General features: G+C 59.7%; 18 protein-coding genes. 4 read left to right on the top strand and 14 right to left on the bottom strand.

The window, feature by feature from the left end; all coding sequences use genetic code 11:
• Positions 1-54: 54 nt before the first annotated feature.
• Together B0H98_RS15885 and tal are read left to right on the top strand one after the other, a co-directional pair.
• On the top strand, positions 55-1713 hold the full coding sequence (locus tag B0H98_RS15885; protein WP_106376048.1) for a methyl-accepting chemotaxis protein: 1659 nt from the start codon (positions 55-57) through the stop codon (positions 1711-1713).
• 26 nt (positions 1714-1739) lie between these two features.
• Positions 1740-2678, top strand: a complete 939-nt coding sequence (gene tal, locus B0H98_RS15890) for a transaldolase (protein WP_106376049.1) — start codon at positions 1740-1742, stop codon at positions 2676-2678.
• Between the two features lie 61 nt (positions 2679-2739).
• Here tal and B0H98_RS15895 read toward each other — a convergent pair whose 3' ends face one another.
• From B0H98_RS15895 to B0H98_RS15930, 8 genes are all read right to left on the bottom strand, one after another.
• Positions 2740-3252, bottom strand: a complete 513-nt coding sequence (locus B0H98_RS15895; protein ID WP_106376050.1) for an STAS domain-containing protein — start codon at positions 3250-3252, stop codon at positions 2740-2742.
• Positions 3242-4435, bottom strand: coding sequence for a PP2C family protein-serine/threonine phosphatase (locus B0H98_RS15900; protein ID WP_106376051.1), 1194 nt, complete (start codon positions 4433-4435; stop codon positions 3242-3244). The genes B0H98_RS15895 and B0H98_RS15900 overlap by 11 nt, the downstream gene beginning before the upstream one ends.
• An 8-nt stretch (positions 4436-4443) precedes the next feature.
• Positions 4444-5238 (bottom strand): MlaA family lipoprotein, encoded by a 795-nt coding sequence (locus B0H98_RS15905; protein ID WP_106376052.1) that lies wholly within the window; start codon positions 5236-5238, stop codon positions 4444-4446.
• Between the two features lie 30 nt (positions 5239-5268).
• On the bottom strand, positions 5269-6390 hold the full coding sequence (locus B0H98_RS15910) for a beta-ketoacyl-ACP synthase III (RefSeq protein WP_106376053.1): 1122 nt from the start codon (positions 6388-6390) through the stop codon (positions 5269-5271).
• 114 nt (positions 6391-6504) lie between these two features.
• Positions 6505-10509, bottom strand: a complete 4005-nt coding sequence (hrpA, locus tag B0H98_RS15915) for an ATP-dependent RNA helicase HrpA (protein ID WP_106376054.1) — start codon at positions 10507-10509, stop codon at positions 6505-6507.
• 126 nt (positions 10510-10635) lie between these two features.
• Positions 10636-12318 carry an AMP-binding protein gene (locus B0H98_RS15920; RefSeq protein ID WP_106376055.1) on the bottom strand — a complete coding sequence of 561 codons (1683 nt, stop codon included), beginning with the start codon at positions 12316-12318 and terminating at the stop codon, positions 10636-10638.
• 200 nt (positions 12319-12518) lie between these two features.
• Positions 12519-13304, bottom strand: a complete 786-nt coding sequence (locus B0H98_RS15925; RefSeq protein ID WP_106376056.1) for a class II glutamine amidotransferase — start codon at positions 13302-13304, stop codon at positions 12519-12521.
• A gap of 33 nt (positions 13305-13337) precedes the next feature.
• Positions 13338-13763 carry a hypothetical protein gene (locus B0H98_RS15930; RefSeq protein WP_106376057.1) on the bottom strand — a complete coding sequence of 142 codons (426 nt, stop codon included), beginning with the start codon at positions 13761-13763 and terminating at the stop codon, positions 13338-13340.
• 62 nt (positions 13764-13825) lie between these two features.
• Between B0H98_RS15930 and B0H98_RS15935 the strand changes: the two genes are divergently transcribed.
• Together B0H98_RS15935 and B0H98_RS17085 are read left to right on the top strand one after the other, a co-directional pair.
• Complete coding sequence (locus B0H98_RS15935; protein ID WP_106376058.1) at positions 13826-15928, top strand: S9 family peptidase; 2103 nt, start codon at positions 13826-13828, stop codon at positions 15926-15928.
• Between the two features lie 149 nt (positions 15929-16077).
• Positions 16078-16233 carry a hypothetical protein gene (locus tag B0H98_RS17085; protein ID WP_167392690.1) on the top strand — a complete coding sequence of 52 codons (156 nt, stop codon included), beginning with the start codon at positions 16078-16080 and terminating at the stop codon, positions 16231-16233.
• Positions 16234-16296: 63 nt separating this feature from the next.
• Here B0H98_RS17085 and B0H98_RS15940 read toward each other — a convergent pair whose 3' ends face one another.
• The 6 genes from B0H98_RS15940 to B0H98_RS15965 are packed head-to-tail and all read right to left on the bottom strand — an operon-like array spanning position 16297 to position 19781.
• The gene (locus B0H98_RS15940; RefSeq protein ID WP_106376059.1) at positions 16297-16752 is read right to left on the bottom strand and encodes a YcgN family cysteine cluster protein; all 456 of its coding nucleotides are present in this window, start codon (positions 16750-16752) and stop codon (positions 16297-16299) included.
• A 24-nt stretch (positions 16753-16776) separates the two neighbouring features.
• Positions 16777-17355 carry an acyl carrier protein phosphodiesterase gene (locus tag B0H98_RS15945; RefSeq protein ID WP_106376060.1) on the bottom strand — a complete coding sequence of 193 codons (579 nt, stop codon included), beginning with the start codon at positions 17353-17355 and terminating at the stop codon, positions 16777-16779.
• Between the two features lie 7 nt (positions 17356-17362).
• The gene (locus B0H98_RS15950; RefSeq protein ID WP_106376061.1) at positions 17363-17665 is read right to left on the bottom strand and encodes a YcgL domain-containing protein; all 303 of its coding nucleotides are present in this window, start codon (positions 17663-17665) and stop codon (positions 17363-17365) included.
• Positions 17662-18795, bottom strand: coding sequence for a ribonuclease D (gene rnd / locus B0H98_RS15955; RefSeq protein WP_106376062.1), 1134 nt, complete (start codon positions 18793-18795; stop codon positions 17662-17664). The genes B0H98_RS15950 and rnd overlap by 4 nt, the downstream gene beginning before the upstream one ends.
• A gap of 50 nt (positions 18796-18845) precedes the next feature.
• Positions 18846-19451 (bottom strand): recombination mediator RecR, encoded by a 606-nt coding sequence (recR, locus tag B0H98_RS15960; RefSeq protein WP_106376063.1) that lies wholly within the window; start codon positions 19449-19451, stop codon positions 18846-18848.
• Between the two features lie 3 nt (positions 19452-19454).
• The gene (locus tag B0H98_RS15965; RefSeq protein WP_106376064.1) at positions 19455-19781 is read right to left on the bottom strand and encodes a YbaB/EbfC family nucleoid-associated protein; all 327 of its coding nucleotides are present in this window, start codon (positions 19779-19781) and stop codon (positions 19455-19457) included.
• Positions 19782-19833 lie beyond the last annotated feature (52 nt).

Genomic DNA, 19833 nt, shown 5'->3' on the forward strand with positions numbered 1-19833 from the left:
CCTGCTTAGTCTTTGACTCATAAGCCCTTACCAAGACGAATCCTTGAGGACGTCATGAACGTTAACGCCCTGAAACACCTCTCCTTACGCTGGCTAAGTCTGTCGGCGCTTGTGCTGGTCGCCCTGTGCGTGCTGATGTTTGCCCTGATCACCTGGATCGTGATGCAGCAGAGTCAGCGCGATCTGGCAGCGCTTGAACAGGTCAACGTTCAACAATCATCATCGCTCAATCGGCTGCATATCGCAGGGCTCGAAGGACTTCATCGTCTGGACCGGGCGCTTGAGCGTCAGCTGCGCCCTTCGCTGGGCGACCCGGTCGAGGCGCTTGAAGCGGTCGAGCACGAACTTTCGGCCATGGCACAATCACTGGCTACCTTTTTGGCCGCCACTGCCGATACACCCCATGCTAGCTTGCGCGATACCATCGAGCAGAAAGCCTCGGCGCTGATCGCCGCCATGCATGAACAGCTGAATGCCGTACAGACCGGCGACCGCGGCGGCTACCGGCAGTTAACGCTGGATGCCCTGACGCACAGCCAGGCATTCAGCGAAGAAGCGCGCGCCTTTTACCAGCTGGCGGATCATCAGGGGACGAGCCTGATGAGCGCGGCCGAGCAGCGCGCCCGCACAATCGGCCAGTTGCTGCTGTTGGGTATCGGCCTGGCGTTTGGCCTTCTGGGGCTGATGGCCTGGGTAGGCCAGCGCCATGTTCTGCTGCCCATCAATCGCCTGATCCACCATTTTCGCACCATGGCAGCGGGCGACTTGAGTGCGACGGTTCCTGATCAGGGAAGCAACGAGATAGGTCAGCTCTACCAGGCGCTTGATCATATGCAGCGCGCCTTGATCGAGACCGTTTCCGAGCTGCATGGCAACAGCCGGCACATCTTCGACAGCGCCCAGCGCCTGGCACTGGGCAATGAAGACCTGGCCATCCGTACTCGCCAGCAGAATGCATCCCACGAGGCCACGGCCGCCAACCTGGATGAGCTGACGCAAAACGTGGCGACCACGGCGGGTTACGCTGCCGATGCCAACGCGCTCACCCTGAAGGCCGCCACGCAGACCCAGCAAGGCAGCCAGCTCATGGCCGAATTTCTGACGACCATGCAGGAGATCCATGGACGCTCCAGAAAGGTCGACGAGATCGTCAGCGTCATTGACGCCATCGCCTTTCAGACCAACATTCTGGCCCTGAATGCCTCGGTGGAGGCTGCACGCGCCGGTGAACAGGGCAAGGGGTTTGCCGTGGTCGCCGACGAAGTACGCGCACTTGCGTCACGAAGCGCCGACGCCGCGCGTCAGATCCAGACGCTGCTGGCCGCCTCGGCCAGCAGCATCGAGCAAGGCCATACGCTCTCTACCCAGGCCGGCCAGGGCATGCAGGCGATCGTGGCGTCTGCTGAACAGGCCAACAGCATCATGCGCCAGATTGCCGATGCCGCCAGCGAGCAGCATCGCCATATCGAACACCTCAACAGCACGCTGCATGAACAGACTCAGGTCAGCCGCGCCAACGCCCGTCAGGTCGAAACTACCGCACAGGACGCCCTGTCACTGGAAGCTGCCGCCGAGAGGATGCGCGAGCAGGCAGCGCGTTTCAAGGTCGCTCGCAGTACACAGGACGGTGGCTTTGTCTGGCAGGCCAGCCAACAGGCACCCGTAGAACATTCATCGGATAATATTCAGCGCGCGCCAGCCTTGCTACAGTAAGGGACTACTTACGCAAGGAGCACTGCATGGCCACTAGTCTTCTGACTCAACTCAAAGACATGACGTCGGTTGTTGCCGACACGGGTGATCTGGACGCGATCCGCCGTTTTGCGCCCCAGGATGCGACCACCAACCCGTCGCTGATTCTTCAGGCCGCCCAACAGGAGGGGCGTCGAGCGCGCCTTGCTGCCATCGCCAAGGAGAGCACCGATATCGACGATGCTGCCGACCGGGTAGCCGTCGAGATCGGCAGTGAAATCAGTGAACTGGTGCCGGGCTATGTCTCGACCGAAGTCAACGCAAGACTCTCGTTTGATCGCGATGCCACCGTTGCCCGCGCACACTCGCTGATCGAGCGCTACGCGCAGAAAGGCGTGGGTGCCGAGCGCATCCTGATCAAGATGGCCTCCACATGGGAAGGCATTCAGGCGGCCCAGCAGCTTGAGCGCGAAGGCATTCGCACCAACCTCACGTTGCTGTTCGGCTTTGCCCAGGCCCAGGCGTGTGCCGATGCCGGCGTCACGCTGATCTCACCGTTTGTCGGCCGCATTCTGGACTGGCACAAGACGCGTCAGCCGGATGCCGACTTTTCCGGCGACAACGATCCGGGCGTGCAGTCCGTCAAGCAGATCTACAACTACTTCAAGGGCCACGGCTACGCCACCATCGTCATGGGCGCAAGCTTTCGCAATATTGGCGAGATTACGGCGCTTGCCGGCTGTGATCGGCTGACCATTTCACCGGCCCTGCTTAACGAACTCGACGAACAGCACGGCGAGCTGCCGCGCAAGCTGACCCCGTTAGGCGCCAGCAGCTCGGCAGAAGAGGCGCTGACGCAAAGTGACTTCCGCTGGGCCATGAACGAAGACGAGATGGCCTCTGACAAGCTGGCTGAAGGCATTCGCAAGTTCATGGCCGACCAGCGCAAGCTGGAGGAACTGCTGGGTACGCTGCGCACGTCGTAAAGGCTTGAGGCGGGCACTACAGGCTGAAAATGACGAAAGCCCCCTGCTGGGGGCTTTCTCGTTAAAGCTCGGCGTTCTGGGCTTCGAGCATTTCAACCAGCGGCTGAAACTGTTCGCGGTTATGTTCATTCATATGCATCAGGATGCGGTGCGCCTCAAGAATGCGCTCGCGCAGGCCCCGCTCATCGGCGGGTTCTTCAGGCAGATCGATCAGCCCAGCATCAAGTACGGATGGCTGCTGAAGCGGTGCGTCCATCAGCGTAAAGAAACGCGCAAACCCCATGACATCGAGCATTTTTCGCACGTCCGGGTTGTCGGCAATGATCGTCGGCGGATGTGCCAGGCGCCCTTTCACGGCCATGGCAACCTTGGCCAGAAAGCCAAGGGCTGTGGAGTCGACGTTCGTTGCCTCGCGCAGGTCGATCATGACCGCACGCAGCCCTGGCGTCTGGGCAAGGCGTTGCGCCTGGGTATCAAGCGTGGTGCACAGCGTCAGACGCACGTCACCACACAGTTTCAGGACAAAAACACCAGAATCGAACGCCGCCTTGATACGGCCTTCTTCAATCAGCATGACCAAATCCGCTCACCATCATGATTGTCAGATCATCGGGTAAAGCATCGCGGTCTTGGTTCGCCTCATCAATTGCGCCTCCTTCTGCCAGGAGTGCATTCGTTTGGGCTAGCCGGTCGCGCAACTGCTCAAGCGTGACACTTTCGCTTATTAATTGCTCAAGTTCCTTGAGCCGCGTGTCGAGCGTTTTACCCGGCAAGCATTCCAATACACCGTCTGAACACAGCCACAGGCGAAATTCATCCGGCAAGGCACAGCTGAGCGAAGGATACTCTATATCGGGAAAAAGACCTACCGGCATCCCCTCCCCTTCAAGCCTGACTAGCGTGCCGCCTGCTGCCAGCAAAGGCATCGGCAGCTGTGCGCCGAGCGAATAGTGAAGGGTATGCGCCTCGTGGTCAATGACTCCGACGAACAGGGTCGCATGTTTGCCTATGTCAGTGCCCTGCAGCTCACGGTTCATGGCCGCCAGCCAGTCAGGTGCAAGTTGTTCTGGCCGCTGACCGTCCCACTCGTTGAGCCAGCGGTTACACAGGTATTTCAAAAGCACCGTGACGAACGCCGACGACGCCCCGTGCCCGGATACATCGGCAAAATAGAAGGTGCTGTAGCGTTCGTTATAGCGCTGATAATCGAGAAAATCCCCGGACAGATAGAGCGAGGGCGCAAACCAGTAGTCGTAGTAGACGCTGTTGATCACCTTGGGACGGGCTGGCAACAACCGACGCTGGATATGCCCCCCACTCTGCTGATCCATGCGCAGAAGCGCCAGATGCGTCTCCAGGCTCTCGTTGAGTTCCGACAGGCGCTCACGGTCACGGTCGCGTTCGATAGCCAACGCATTGAGCTCGATCGCCTTGCGGATCATTCGCCGCAGCAGCTCCGTATGGCGCAGCGGGTGCACGATGTAATCGACCAGCCCAACGTCAATTGCCTTGATAAGATCTGCATCTTCCCGGGAGTCGCTGACCACCAGGGTGGGCAGTCGGCGCGTCAACTGCGACCACTGCTGACGCGGCACCGAGTGCGCATGGGCCACGATCAGCGCGGTGTCCTTTGGCAGGTGATCGATATCCGATGCGGCATACACCCACATGCCATCACAGGTGATCGCCTCCGCCAGCGCGTTACGCTCAGGACCCGGCTCGTCGATGACCGCAATCAGCTGCTTGGAATGATCCATATTAAGCCTCAATCGGCAAAATCGTCGTCACTGAAGTCGCTGTCGTCGAATTCAAAACTGTCCATCGCAAACGGGTCATCGCCTAACTGACCATCGTTAATTTCAAACTGGCGGCGCTGCAGGAAGGCATCGCGTATAAAGCTGTATCGATCGCCCTGAATCAGGTTTTCCTGATCCAGCAGGCCTGCCCGAATATCTACGATATTGAGGGCCGTCAGCCCGATTCGGGTAGCATCATCTTCAACATAAAACGTTGGATATGACGCCATGTCCGCTGGCAGGCCCGTGGTATCGCGCAGCGTGCTGGGGCCTAGCAGTGGCAGGACCAGATAGCGCGAATCCTCCCATCCCCACGCGGCCAGCGTCTGCCCGAAATCTTCATCGTCTGCGGTGATTTCCATCAGCGTTGCGTAGTCGAGCAATCCGCCAATACCTACGGTTGTATTGATCAGAAAACGTGAGGTGGCAAGCCCCGCATTGGCAGGTTTCCCCTGCAGCAGACTGTTGATGACCGTGCGTATTTCTCCCAGGTTGGAAAAGAAGTTGCCAACGCCGGTTTGCACGGGGTCAGGCGTCACGGTGCGATAGCCTTTTGCTACTGGCTTCAATGCATAACGATCCAGCACATCGTTAAATACAAACACCCGGCGGTTAAAGCCTTCCCAAGGGTCATCCGGGTGTGCCTCTTGCGCCATTTGCGTACTGGCGCAACCGCTGATTGTCAGCGTGGTAAGCAGCATGACGGGCAACGCTGCCTTCGGCATGGAGAGTGGGGGTTTCTGCCTGGCTAATAACCGCAGCATGATCTTTCCTCTTGTAAAACCTGAGCGCTGTTACTGACGCTGCACGACGACGCTACCGGCGCTGTAGCCTGCCCCGAAGGAGCAGATGACGCCGATATCGCCCTTTTCCAGCCCGCTGCGATGTAAATGAAAAGCGATGATGGAGCCCGCTGAGCTGGTGTTGGCGTAGCGGTCCAGAATGATCGGCGCTTGCGCCTCACTGGGCTCAAAACCGAGCACTTTACGCGCAATAAGGTCATTCATATGCCGGTTGGCCTGATGCAGCCACATCGTCTTGAGATCGCTTCCCGATAGCTCCAGCGAGGCCAGATGCTCAGAAATAAGCTGGGCCACCATAGGGCACACTTCCCGGAAAACCCGGCGCCCCTCCTGCACGAACAGCTTGTCAATCGCCAGCGGGTCGCTGTCTGTGACGCGGTTCAAGAAGCCGGCGTTATTGCGAATGGCGTTGGAAAACTGGGTAATCAGGCGCGTGCCAAGAATGGCAAACCGCTCGTCGGCCACCGCATCAGCGCTATTTTCTAATACCACAGCGGTACAAGCATCGCCGAAAATAAAGTGGCTGTCACGGTCTTGAAAATTTAAATGTGCCGAACATATCTCAGGATTGACCACCAGCGCACGCTTGATACGTCCAGACGCAATGGCGTTGGCGGCGGTTTCAATCGCAAAGGTGGCCGAACTGCAGGCCACGTTCATATCAAATCCGTAGCCGCTGGTGCCCAGCGCCTGCTGTACTTCCACCGCAACCGCCGGATACGCGCGCTCCAGATTGGAGCAGGCAACGATGACAAGCTCGATATCCTTGGCATCAACGCGGGCATTTTCAAGCGCCTGCCGAGCGGCGCTGGTGGCCATTTCACACTGAATGGAGGGCTCGTCGTTAGCGCGCGGGGGCAGCTGCGGGCGCAGGCGCTCAGGATCAAGGATTCCGGCGGCATCCAGCACGTAACGGCTCTTGATGCCGGAAGCCTTTTCAATGAATTCACTACTCGAGTGGGCCAACGGTTCGCGCTCACCACGGGCGATCTCATCGCCATGCCGAGCGTTTTCGTTATCCACCCAGGTGTTGAAGGCATTGACCAGCGCCGCGTTATCAATGGCGTGCTCCGGCGTATAAAGCCCCGTACCGGTAATCACCGCTTCATTCATGCCTATCTCCTATCAGCGTCTTGCCAGTCGTTATTCGCGATTCGACCCCATGCAGGCCCTGACTCACGCTTATGGTTACTGTGTGCGCTATCCAGCCTTTTTACCAGTGGCGCCCTAAACGTTAATTATCTCTTGCCAGCGCTTTTCGAGTCGTTTGACCGACACCGGCATCAGCGTACCCAGCTGTTGGGCAAACAGCGATACCCTGAGCTCCTGCAACCACCAGCCGAACTCGACCAGCATCGGGTCTTCCACGCGCCCGCGCCGTTCACTTTTACGCCGTGCATCGAAGCGCACTTCCAGCGCCTGAACGTCATGCATCATCATCTGGTCACGCCCCCGCTCACGCGCGGCTTTTTCCAGGCGAATCAGCGCCGCTTCCGTATAGCGCGGGTACTCCGTCAGCCAGCCTCCCGCATCGCGAATGAAGCCAGGATAGACCAAGCGCTGCATCTGCGCGCTGATATCGCTATAGGCCAGCGCCAGTGCGAAGTTAAGCTTACCCTTGAGCACCTTGCTGACCGCCAGATGCCCTTTCAGCGCTGCTTCCACTTGGCTTAAAAGCATCGAGGCATGCGCCACCAGCTCGCCTTTGGTGGCTTCAAGGCGTGCAGTCAACTCGGTAGAGGAACGCGGCAGCGGATGCTGGGCAACCACCTGGGTAAAGACCGCCAGCAGCAGATCGTCCACCAGCTCCTGCTTGCTGCCCACCTTGGCAAACAGCAGCGCACACTTCTCGACTTCAGGCAGACGCTTGATAAGCTTCACCTGGTCGGCTTGCTGAGCAATGGCCAGGCGGGCCACGCCTTCCTGGTGGGCCGCCTGCGCTTTTGCCGGATGATCGAAGAGCGCCACCTTGAACTCGCTCGCCTCGGCCACCAGCGCCGGATAGGCCTCGACCCGAATTCCCGCCTGGGTAGTTACGCGGGACTCCGGCAACGGCTCGTCGGGCAGCCCGGCAAGCGTCGGGGCCTGGCTTGCCTGCTCGGCCAGCGCCTGAGCACCGGCGCTGGTGGCCGCTTCAAAGCGTTTTTCCAGCGCTCGCAGGTCACGCCCCTGGCCAAGCAGCTTGCCCGCATGGTCGACCACGCGCACGTTCATGATCAAATGGGGTTCGAGCAGGTCCAGCCGCCAGTCATCGGCGTGCACCCGCGTACCGGTGCGTCGGCGAATAAACTCGCCCAGCGCCTCGGTCAGCGGGCGCTGATCGGGCACGAGCGTCTCCAGCGCAGCGTCAACCCAGTCCGGAATAGGTACCACCTGGCGACGGATACTCTTGGGCAGCGATTTGAGCAGCGCAATGCACTTCTCGCGCAGAAGCCCGGGCACCAGCCACTCAAGCGCGTGCACCGGCAGCTGCGGCAGCATGGCCGCGGGCACGGTTAGCGTCACGCCATCGTCTTCAGCGTTGGGCTCGAAATGGTAACTGACCGGATATGCGACGCCAGCAAGCGTCAAGTGATCAGGGTACTGCGCCTGGGTAACGTCAGCAGCGTCGCGCGCTTTTAGTGCTTCAATGTCAAAGTGCAGCAGCGTTGGCGTCTGGCGTTCGGCCTGCTTGCGCCAGTGCTCGAACCCCTTGCCGTTGACGATCTCGTGAGGTAGGCGCTCATCGTAGAAGGCAAACAGGGTGTCTTCATCGACCAGAATGTCGCGCCGCCGGGCGCGATCTTCCAGCGCCTCCACTTCATCCACCAAGGCGCGGTTATGAGCAAAGAAAGCGCCCTTGGTGGTGAACTCCCCTTCCACCAGCGCGCGGCGGATGAACAGCTCACGAGACTCTGCCGGGGCAATCGGACCGTAGTGCACACGGCGGCGCGCAACAATCGGCAGCCCGAACAGGGTAACCTGCTCGAAGGCGACGACCTGGGCACGCTTCTGCTCCCAGTGGGGCTCGCTGTAGCTGCGCTTTATCAGATGCTCGGCCTGGGGCTCGATCCACTGCGGTTCGATCTTGGCCACGGTACGCGCAAACAGCTTGGTGGTTTCAATCAGCTCGAACGCCATGATCCACTTGGGCGATTTCTTGGCAAGCCCAGAGCCTGGATGAATCATGAACTTGCGGTTGCGCGCACCCAGATATTCGCGGTTCTCAAGCAGCGTGCCCAGGTTCGAGAGCAGGCCCGAAAGCAGCGCCTGATGGAGCTTGCCAGAGGTCTTGCGCCGCGCCTGACGCGAAAGCTCCTCGCTCTGCTCGTCGTCCTTGGGCAGCGGTGCTGGCACCTCGATGTCCATGTCGCGCAGTAACTGACGCAGCTGGCGGAAGGTATCGTGCCATTCGCGCATGCGCAGATAATTGATGTAGTGCTCGCGGCACCAACGGCGCAGTTGATTGCCCGACAGCGCCTCACGGGCGTTTTCAATGCCGTGCCACAGGTTCAGAAGCGCCACGAAATCCGAATCCGGGTCGTGCCAGCGCTGGTGCGCCTGATCGGCAGCCTGACGTTTGTCTGCCGGACGCTCGCGCGGATCCTGAACGGCCAGGGCAGAGACCACCACCAGTACATCGCGCAGGCTGCCGTAATCGGCACCCGCCAGCACCATGCGCGCCAGGCGCGGGTCGATGGGCAGCTTGGCAAGCTTGCGGCCCAGCGGGCTTAAACGGTGGCGGTCATCAACCGCGCCCAGCTCGAACAACAGCCGGAAGCCATCCTTTACAAAGCGGCTGTCCGGCGGGTCAACGAATGGAAACGCTTCGATATCGCCCAGCTTGAGTGCCAGCATGGAAAGGATGACTGACGCCAAGTTCGTGCGCTGAATTTCGGGATCGGTAAACGCCGGGCGAGAGAGAAAGTCTTCTTCATCGTAAAGGCGAATACACACGCCTTCGGCAACCCGCCCACAGCGCCCCTTACGTTGATTGGCGCTCGCCTGACTCACCGGCTCGATGGGCAGGCGCTGAATCTTGGCCCGATAGCTGTAGCGGCTGATGCGCACCAGGCCCGGGTCAATCACGTAGCGAATCCCGGGCACCGTCAGCGAGGTTTCTGCCACGTTGGTGGCCAGCACGATCCGCCGCCCACGATGAGAGGAGAATACCCGGTTCTGCTCCTCGTTGGAGAGGCGCGCATACAGCGGCAGAATTTCCGTACCCTTCAGGTCAGCGCGGCGCAGAGTATCCGCCGTTTCGCGAATTTCACGCTCGCCGGGCAGAAAGATAAGCACATCGCGCGGGCCGTGCAGCCAGCCCTTTTCCCGCTCGATGGTTTCGATTTCATGCACCGCGTGCAGAATTCCCTCCTGCAGGGTGCGGTCCTCCTCGTCCTCCTCATCCCGCGCCAGCGGGCGGTAGTGAACGTCTACCGGGAAGGTACGCCCTGACACTTCTACCACCGGGGCGGGCGCTTCAGGCGTGCCAAAGTGGGCGGCGAAACGCTCTACATCGATAGTGGCCGAAGTGATAATGACCTTGAGATCAGGCCGCCGGGGCAGAAGCCGCTTGAGGTACCCCAGCAGGAAGTCGATATTCAGGCTGCGCTCATGCGCCTCGTCGATGATGATGGTGTCGTAGCGCAGCAGCAGCGGATCGTGCTGGGTCTCAGCCAGCAGGATACCGTCGGTCATCAGCTTGACCAGGGTGGAGGGGCTGCTTTGATCGGTAAAGCGCACCTGATAGCCGACCTGCTCACCCAGCGGCACTTCGAGCTCTTCCGCCAGACGAGAGGCCACACTGCGCGCCGCCAGACGCCGCGGCTGGGTGTGGCCAATCAGGCCTTTGCGCCCACGGCCCAGTTCCAGGCACATCTTGGGCAGCTGAGTGGTCTTGCCCGAGCCGGTCTCGCCGGCCACCACCACTACCTGATGGTCACGAATGGCGGCCAGGATGTCCTCACGGCGCTCCACCACAGGAAGCGCTTGCGGATAGTTGAACGCGACCTTCAGCGCTTCGCGCTGGCTGACCACCTGCCGAGAGCGCTGAATCTCGCGCTGCACCTCGCTGATACCCTGATCCACAGGCTTTGCATCGCGCACGCGACGCTCAAGCCCTGCCAGGCGCCGCTCAAGTCTTTGGGCGTCGCGTAGCATGACATCGCCCAAGGCGTTTTTAAGCGCAGCAAGGCGTTGGCGGTCGTTGAGATCGGAAGGCGTATCAGTGGTCACGTTAGGCTCGATATCCATTCGTTATGTAAAAGCGGGGATGCCCATCGCTTGACAGCAGAGCCCATCAACAGTCGGCCCGCTACCAGAGCGGGCCGAATATTATAACGCTTTCCCTAACGCGACGCCTAACCAGCGGTGAACTCGCTAGCTCTGGTTGGCCGGTTCAGGCTTTTTCTCATCGCGCAGCTCGCGGCGTAATACCTTGCCCACGTTGGTCTTGGGCAATTCATCACGAAACTCGATGTACTTGGGCACCTTGTAGCCGGTCAGCTCCTTCTTGCACCAGGCGCGCAGCGTTTCGGCGTCCAGCTGGCGGTTCTTGGAGACGACAAACAGCTTGATGACTTCACCGGCATCGTCATCCGGCACGCCCACGACCGCCGCCTCGATGATATCAGGGTGCGCGGCAACCACGTCTTCCACTTCATTGGGGTAAACGTTGAAACCGGACACCAGAATCATGTCCTTCTTGCGGTCGACAATGCGGATATAGCCATCGTCCTGAAGCACGGCGATATCACCGGTGTGGAACCAGCCATCCCCATCGATGGAGTTGCGGGTTTCATCGTCGCGCTGCCAGTAACCTTTCATCACCTGAGGCCCCTGCACACACAGCTCGCCAGGCTCGCCCATTGCCACGTCGCCGCCATCGGCATCGACCACTTTAACCGCTGTCCCGGCAACGGGCTTGCCAATCGTACCCAGCTGAATGGCATCGGTGGGGTTGAAGCTCACGATGGGGGAGGTTTCCGTTAAGCCATACCCTTCAGCGATGGGGCAACCGGTGGTGTCTTCCCAGCGCTGGGCAGCCGCCTTGGTCAGCGCCATGCCGCCGGATATGGTCAGCTTGAGATTGGAAAAATCCAGCTGCTTGAAGTCATCGCGATTGCATAGCGCATTGAACAGCGTATTGAGGCCTATAAACGCCGTGAACTTGACCTTCTTGAGCTCCTTGACAAAGCCATCCAGATCGCGCGGGTTAGTAATCAGCAGCGAATGGTTGCCGGACTCCATCAGAAACAGGCAGTTAACCGTAAACGTATAAATGTGATAAACCGGCAGCGGTGCAACCACGACCTCTTCACCATGTTTGAGGTGGGCGCCAATCGCGGTGCGCGCCTGCAGCATGTTGGCAATCAGGTTGCAGTGCGTGAGCATCGCGCCTTTCGGCATGCCAGTGGTTCCACCGGTGTACTGCAGCGCGGCTAGATCATCCTGACGGCGGCTTACCTCGGCATGATTCAGGGAGGCCCCCTTCTTCATGACCTCGATAAAGCGCACTGAGCCGGGAAGCGAATAGGCCGGCACCATCTTTTTCACATGCTTGACGACTGCATTGATCACCCAGCGTTTGGGCAATCCGTGAAGATCCCCAAGCTCGGTTACCAACACATGCTGGATATCGGTCTTGCCCAGCACGTTTTCGAGTTTCTTGGCCATGTTGGCCAGAATCAGCACTGCCTTGGCACCGGAATCCTTGAACTGGTGCGTCATTTCCCGCTCGGTATAGAGCGGGTTGGTATTCACGACCACAAGTCCTGCCCGTAGAGCGCCAAATACCGCAACCGGGAACTGCAAGACGTTGGGCAACTGAATGGCAATACGATCACCCGGTTCAAGATCGGTTTCATGCTGCAGCCAGGCCGCAAAATCCGCCGAAAGGCGATCCAGCTCGCCAAAGGTGAGGGTTTTGCCCATGCAGCTAAAAGCGGGCTTGTCTTTATAGCGCTTGACGGCGGCGTGAAAAACGTCTGTGACCGAATCGTACTGGTCCAGCCCTTCAAGCGCCGGGCCGCGTAAAATTGAAGCTCTGGCGTGTTCGCTCATGGGCAATCTCCGCTATCCATGTCGATGAAGTTACCGACCTTGTTATTGTCGCGAGGCAAGGAAACCCACCCTATACGACGCGCAGCACAGTGTAAAACGATCGCTTGAAACTTGCGTTTCAACTTTAGACCATAGCCTCTACTGCATGTATGGGTCAGCCGTACTGCCAGGATTTTCTCCTACTTATAATGTAGCGACTCCTAGCTTGATGGACAGTAACGCGCCTGAATTTCTCCTTCGCGCCAGACTAAAAGCTCACCCGGCACCATCCTCTGCCATGCTTCATTATGGGTCAGCGGCTCGGTGGCAATGACCGATACCACGTCGTCAGGGGTGGTATGTTCGGCAAAGTTGACCGTGATTTCCGCATCGGAAAGTTCGGCGTCGCCAAAGGGCGCCCGGCGGGTAATATGGGCAAGTTTGGTCGAGCAGTAGGTGTAAAGATACTGTCCATCAGATAGCAGCAGGTTGAATACCCCAAGCGCGCGCAACTGTTCGCACAGATCGTGAAGCGTCGCCCACAGCGCGCTCCAATCATCCGGCGGCACAGGAAACGCCCGGCGCAGCTCGCCCATCAACCAGCAAAAGGCGTGCTCGCTATCGGTGCTGCCTACCGGCGTATACATGTCGAGCGCCAACTGCTCCCAGCCACTCAGCTGCCCATTATGGGCATAGCACCAGGGCCGCCCCCACATCTCCCGCGTAAAGGGGTGAGTATTGGCCAGGCGTACGCCACCTACGTTTGCCTGACGAATATGGCTGATCACCACATTGGACTTGATCGGGTAGTCACAGATCAGCCGAGCAATGGGAGAATCTACCGACGGGTGCGGGTCGCGAAATTCGCGATAGCCGCCCTCTTCATAAAAGGCGATACCCCAGCCATCGCGGTGCGGCCCGGTACCGCCACCGCGATGCAGAAAGCCCGAGAAGCTGAAACAGATATCGGTGGGAACATTGGCGCTCATGCCCAGCAGCTCACACATGCATAGCTCCCTTTCTTGCCCCGGCGGCCGACATCAGCCAAGAACCGGTTCGCGGCGACGGGTCGGCTGCGGGTCTTCATCCACCTGCTTGACCCGCTTTGCTGGCGGCACATCTGTCGGCCGGCGCCACCACCACAGTGCAATACCGATCATTACCCCCACGGCAATACCCACTACCAGGCACAGCAGGCTGACGCGCAGAGCACTTGCGTCATGCTCCAGAAAGCCAACCGCGGCAACCATCGCAGCGGGTGCCCATCCGGTATAGAATTCGCCCTCTTCGATCAAGGGCAAGCGGAACATGGCAGGCGCCCACATGGCACCAGCGATTCCCCAGGTCAGTACCAGGCGCGGCAAGCGCGGCAAGAAGGCCAGCGCAAAATAGACCGCGACCAGAACCAGCAGTGAAATACCGTAATAGCTAAGCCACAGCAGTGACATTGAATTTTCAAACAGCATAATACCTCTCATGTGGGTGCACGCACCCGACGTTGATTTCCCGTTATGGTACCTGTCAATTTATGAAAGCACAGCCAGATACGCGTTCAGGCTCGCCCGTAGCGCGCTATTATCGCGCTAATGACCCCAAATGGCACTGGCTGGAAGCGCGCGAAGCGCCTGACGTCAGCGAATTTCTCAATGCCGCCAATCAAGAGCAACAGACGTGGTTTGCACCGCTCGCGCCACTGGCTGAGACATTGTACAAAAGCCACCTCGCGCGTCGCGAACTTGCCGTCAAGAGCCTTGAGACACCGCTTGACCATTTTACGTTCTGGAGTGAAACCGGCGCTGAGGACGACTACCCGCGCTGGTGGCGCTACCCGAATGGAAAACCAGAGCAGCGAGAATGCTTTTTTGATGTTCAGGCCCGCGCCGCCGATGAAGAGTTCTTCGATATGGGGGATATGGCGCTCTCCCCCGACGAGCAGTGGCTGGCCTGGACCGAAGACACACAGGGCGACGAGCGTTACACGTTGTGGATCAAGCAGTTGCCCGGCGGCGAGCCGCAGGCGTTGATTGACGACATTGGCGCGGGGCTATGCTGGGCGGAAGATCAGACACCCACCTCGGCCACGCTGTTCTTCACCCGGTTTGATGACACCCAGCGCCCGGACAGCCTATGGCGTGTATCGCTGCCGTTTGAAGCGCCTGAGCAACACGCCGAGCCGCTGCTGGTACTGCGTGAAAACGATACGGAATTCTGGCTAGGCCTGGGCAAAACGCGCTCTCGCGAGTGGCTCTTGATCGAAAGCGCCTCGAAAGATACCAGCGAGATCCATGCCCTTCCGGCCCATCGGCCGGAGGCCACGCCGTTATGCATTCAGCCGCGCCAGCCGGGAGTGGAATACAGTATCGATCACCGCCCGGGCACGTTCTATCGCCTGCACAACCAGGCAAGCGCTCACTTTCAGCTGGACTACCTGGCCGAGGAGGCCCTGCACAGCGCCGAAGGCCAGTGGCAGCCACTGATCAGCCCGCGTGAAGAGGTGACCCTGGAAGGTATTGATGCCTTCGCCTGGGGGCTGGTGATTGCCGAGCGCGACCATCGTCAGGCTCAGGTAGTGCTGCGCCACTGGGAGCTGGACAGTCAGCACCAGCGCACGCTGGACGAATACCTGGCGCTGCCGGCCGAGCCCTGCTCGCAACTGCTCGAAGATGCGCCTCACTTTGACACCCGGGTGCTGCGCCTTCGGGAAGAGTCGTTCACCCAGCCGCCCAGCTGGTTTGAACTGGATCTTGAAAGCGGCGAGCGGACGCTGCTCAAGCGCGCCCCGGTATATGGCAGCCTCACTCCCGAGCAGCTGGTCAGCCGCCGCCTGTGGGCTACCAGCCGAGACGGCGAGCAGGTGCCGGTATCCGTGGTGATGCGTGCCGACCTCGCCGGCCAGCCGCTGCCAACCCTGCTGTATGGCTATGGTGCCTATGGCGAGGCGCTCGACCCCTGGTTCTCGATTGCACGCCTGGAACTGCTCGAGCGGGGCGCGGCCTTTGCCGTCGCCCACGTGCGGGGCGGCGGCGAGCGGGGTGAACCCTGGTATCTGGAGGGCAAGATGGCCCACAAGGAGAACAGCTTCGACGATTTTCTGGCCGCACGGGACGCGCTGGTCGAAAACGCTATCAGCGACCCACAGCGCATAGCGGCTTACGGTGCCAGCGCTGGCGGCCTGCTGGTGGGCACTTGCATCAACCGTGCACCCGATGCCTTTTGTGCCGCCCTTCTCGATGTGCCCTTCCTCGATGTGCTGCGCACCATGCAGAACCCGGAACTCCCGCTGACCACCGCCGAATACAGCGAGTGGGGCAATCCGGAAACACCGGACGTTGCCGAGCGTATTCGCGGCTACTCGCCCATGGACAACATTACCCACCAGCGTTATCCGGCGCTGTGGATCGAAGGCAGCTGGTTTGATACCCGGGTGAGCTACTGGGAACCTGCCAAGTTCTACGCCCAGGTTACCCAGCACCAGCAAGGCGATGCCCCGATACTGCTGCATACCGATATGAGCAGCGGCCACGGCGGCGCGTCCGGGCGCTTCAAGGCATGGAGGGATACCGCACGCCAGGATGCCTTTATTCTCTGGTCGCTTGGCCTTGCCGGTGATTCAGAAGAGAGCAGAGGTTAAGCCTCTTCGCCATACTTTACCTTTAACGCTTATTCGGCAGCGCCTGGCGCTGCCTTTTTATTTTTTGAAAATACTTTCCATAAAAATACATTTACGCCATACTCGACGTTAGTCGTATAAACTCATGTCTGAGCCATGGAGCTTTCATCGTGAAATATCAGGACCACTTCCCGACCATCTGGGACACACCGCTCAAGCAGCCGGCCCGCAAACCCGCCCGCCAGGCGAGCGCGCCCAAGCCCTCGGTATTCAAGGAGGTATTTCTGACTATCTGGGATACGGCAAGGCGTAAACCCGCCGCTTGAGCGTGCCGGGAAGACAGCCGCTTTAGCGTACCGGGCTAGATCGAAGGCGGGGTGGCGCCACCCTTACATGGGCAGCACGGCGATGATGTGAGATTCCAGCGCCCGTTCGGGCACCTCTTCTTCCGATACGGCAAAATTGCGCACGCTGATACCCTTGCGGTGTACGCGCTCGGCGTCATTGCTTAAAAGCGGATGCCAGCCCGCGAGCTTGCGCCCTTCCGCCACGCGGCGATAGCCGCAGGTAGGCGGCAGCCAGGTAAACTCCTTGACCAGCGCCGGGGTCAGCTGCGTGCAGTCCGGTACGCTGTCAAAACGGTTTTCATAGTCACTGCACTGGCAGCTTTTGATATCCAGAAGCCGGCAGGCAACGTTGAGTATGGCAAGCTCCTGCGTGTCGTCGTCGTGCAGTTTTAACAGGCAGCATTGACCACACCCATCGCACAGCGCTTCCCACTCTTCAGGGTTGAGCTCTTCGAGCGTGTAACGCTCCCAAAAGCGCTCGCGCAGTCCGGTTTCCATGATGGTTCCTCTCGTTATCGCCACTTAAGTGCCTACGTCCCCTGCGCTGCTCAATGTAGCGCTTAGCTCGGGCCATAGCGTATCGAAATCTGCTTCCAGCCGCGAATAATCACTTTCAATCCAGGGCACCAGCGCGGCCAGATGATTGGGGCCGGAAAGACGCCTTCCCAACCCGACGATGGCCCGGCAGGTAAAACCGAAGTCGGCATAACCGCGTAGCCAGTCATGCTCGACCAGATGGGGCACCATATCCGCCAGCCGGTTGGGGGCCGACCTTGCGGCCAATAGACGATAGCAGCGGGCAACCAGCTGCTGCTGAGCCGCCTGCCCGGCTTTTTCGCGGGCCAGGAAGTGATCCCAGACGATGTCCAGCGCAATCGCGGCATAGCGGCGCTTGCCATGCGGGGCGCGGTGCTTGGCATTCAGCACGCTTGAATGCTGGTCCACCCAGGCATCCACCCGGCGGTGATGACGAACGCCAGCGGCCACGCCGCCCGGCCAGGCACGTAGATCGCTGCCCTTGATACCGTCGGCAATCAGATTGCCATACAGGAAGTCATCGCTTCCTTTACTGGCAAGCCAGGCGTGAGCCAGAAAATTCACGGCTACGTTACTCTGGCGTATCGCGGGCGTCGAGTTGTGCCCGATGTACGTCCAGCAGGTAGTCCTCTTTGGCCGGCGGCATCTGCAGGTAAAAACCCTGCTCGTCGATGGCACTGATTACCTCTTCAGCCTTGACCCGAGACAGCTTTTTATCCGCGGTCAGAATCATGGTCAACACCGCGACGGGCTTGCCGAAGGTTGCCATCAGCGCCTCGGGAACGTGTTCAAGCCCCTGGCGCTTGTCAACGTACAGGTACATCTCATCCTTGCGCGAGCTTTTGAATATCTCGCAAAGCAGCTTGTCGCTCATTGGGGCAACTCCTCAAGCGCTTGAACAAACCCGGCGGCCAGACACTCGCCCCGCCACCCGATCGGCAGGGTCAGCGGCTCGCCAGCCATATCCTGCATCACCAACGCTTCGATATCGCGACGGCGCATCAGTACTTCAGCGGCAATGCCAAGCTCCCCCGCCTTTTCCGTCACGACCGCCTTGAGCGCCTTGAAGCGGCGTTTAAAAGCAGGCTGCATGGGGTCAGGGCACCGAGCGGGCAGGCTCTGCTCGTCTACGTGCTGGGCCTGCTTGATGAGAGACAGGAGCGTGTCGCCCTCTTTCTTGACCAGCGAGGGCTTGAAGCCTTCCACCTCTGACAGTTCAAAGCGGTTTTTGGGCATGACTTCAGCGGTGGCAAACAGAAGCTTGTCGGCGATCAGCCAGTTGCGCGGCAGGTTGCGCCGCCGGGTTTCGCCTTCCCGCCAGATGGTCATCAGCCGGTAAGCTTCAAGCTGGCGCGGGTTGAGGCGCCACAGCTGACGGTGGCGGGCAAACCACTGCCCATCGGCCTCAACGCTGCGCCCGGCCTGTTCGATCAATCCGGCGCACTCCTCGGTCAGCCATTCGCAGCGGCCAAGCTCGGTCAAGCGTTCAGCTTGAAGCGCCCACACTTTCAACAGGTAGATCACATCCAGCGCCGCATAGTCACACTGCGACGACGTCAGCGGGCGCTCCAGCCAGTTGGAACGCGTCTCTTCCTTGGGCAGCGTCTCGTCCATCCACAGCTCCACCAGTTTCTGGTAACCCATGGCTGGCGTCTCCCCCAGGAACGACTGGGCCACCTGCGTATCCACCAGCGGCACCGGCAATACACCCGCCCAGTGCTGCAGCACCTCAAGGTCTTCGCTGCAGGCGTGCAGGAGCTTGATCGCACTGCCCTGAAGCAGCTCGCGGAAAGCGGGTGTGCAAGGGGTGGCAAGCGGGTCAATCAGATACGCAAGCTCTCCGGCGGCGAACTGAATGAGCGCAGGCACAGGAAAAAACGTGTTTTCACGAAAGAACTCGGTATCCAGCGCGATCACATCGGCATCGGCCACCTGTGCACAGGCGGCGTCCAGTGCGTCAGGGCTGTCAATCCATTGATATACAGGGGAGTCTAGAGAAGACAAGGCATACTTCCTTGATGCAACCGCGGCGGCGCTTGCAATGTGGGGTGTGGTTATTCGCTGGTGAAGGGTTGGCGCCCGTTGAACGCGCGGCTTAACGTACCGCCATCGACATATTCAAGCTCTCCCCCCATGGGTACACCGTAAGCCAGGCGCGAAAACCTGACGCCGTGACGGGCAAGCTGAGCGGCAATATAGTGCGCCGTTGCTTCGCCTTCCACGGTGGGGTTGGTGGCCAGCACGATCTCTTCAATCTGGCCTTCGCTCACCCGGGCTTCCAGCTGATCCAGGCCAATCGCGTCGGGACCGATGCCATCCAGCGGCGAAAGATGCCCGTGCAGCACGAAATAACGCCCCTGAAAACCGCCCGCTTCTTCTATGGCCAACTGATCCGCCGGCGACTCCACCACGCACAGCAGCGCATCATCGCGGCGCGGCGTCTCGCAGATGGCGCAGATATCGGCTTCGGTCAACGTGCGGCAACGCCGACAGTAGCCCACTTCGTCGATCGCCTTCTGGATGACGGAGGCTAGCCGCTGACCACCTGGACGTTCACGTTCCAGCAAATGCATGGCCATGCGCTGGGCCGTCTTGGGCCCAACGCCGGGCAGTACGCGAAACGCATCCATCAACTGCTCGATAAGAGGAGAAAAGCGCATTACCTAGAACGGCATCTTGAAGCCGGGCGGAAGATTCAGACCTGCCGTTGCTTCTTCCATCTTGGCCTTGGAGTTGGCTTCCACCTTGCGCACGGCGTCATTGACGGCCGCTGCCAGCAGATCTTCAAGCAGCTCCTTGTCTTCTTCCAGAACGCTTGGATCAATGCTCACATTACTGACATCGTGACGACCATTCATGGTGACCTTGACCATGCCCGCGCCCGCTTCGCCCTGCACTTCTGTCTGAGCGGCTTCTTCCTGAACGCGCTGCATCTTTTCCTGCATCTCTTGGGCTTGCTTCATCAAGTTGCCCATTCCACCTTTAAACATGGTGTGCTCTCCTAGCGGGTTAAAAATAACGGGATAAAACAGATAATGATTT

This window comes from Vreelandella songnenensis (genome assembly GCF_003002925.1).
Lineage (GTDB): Bacteria > Pseudomonadota > Gammaproteobacteria > Pseudomonadales > Halomonadaceae > Vreelandella > Vreelandella songnenensis.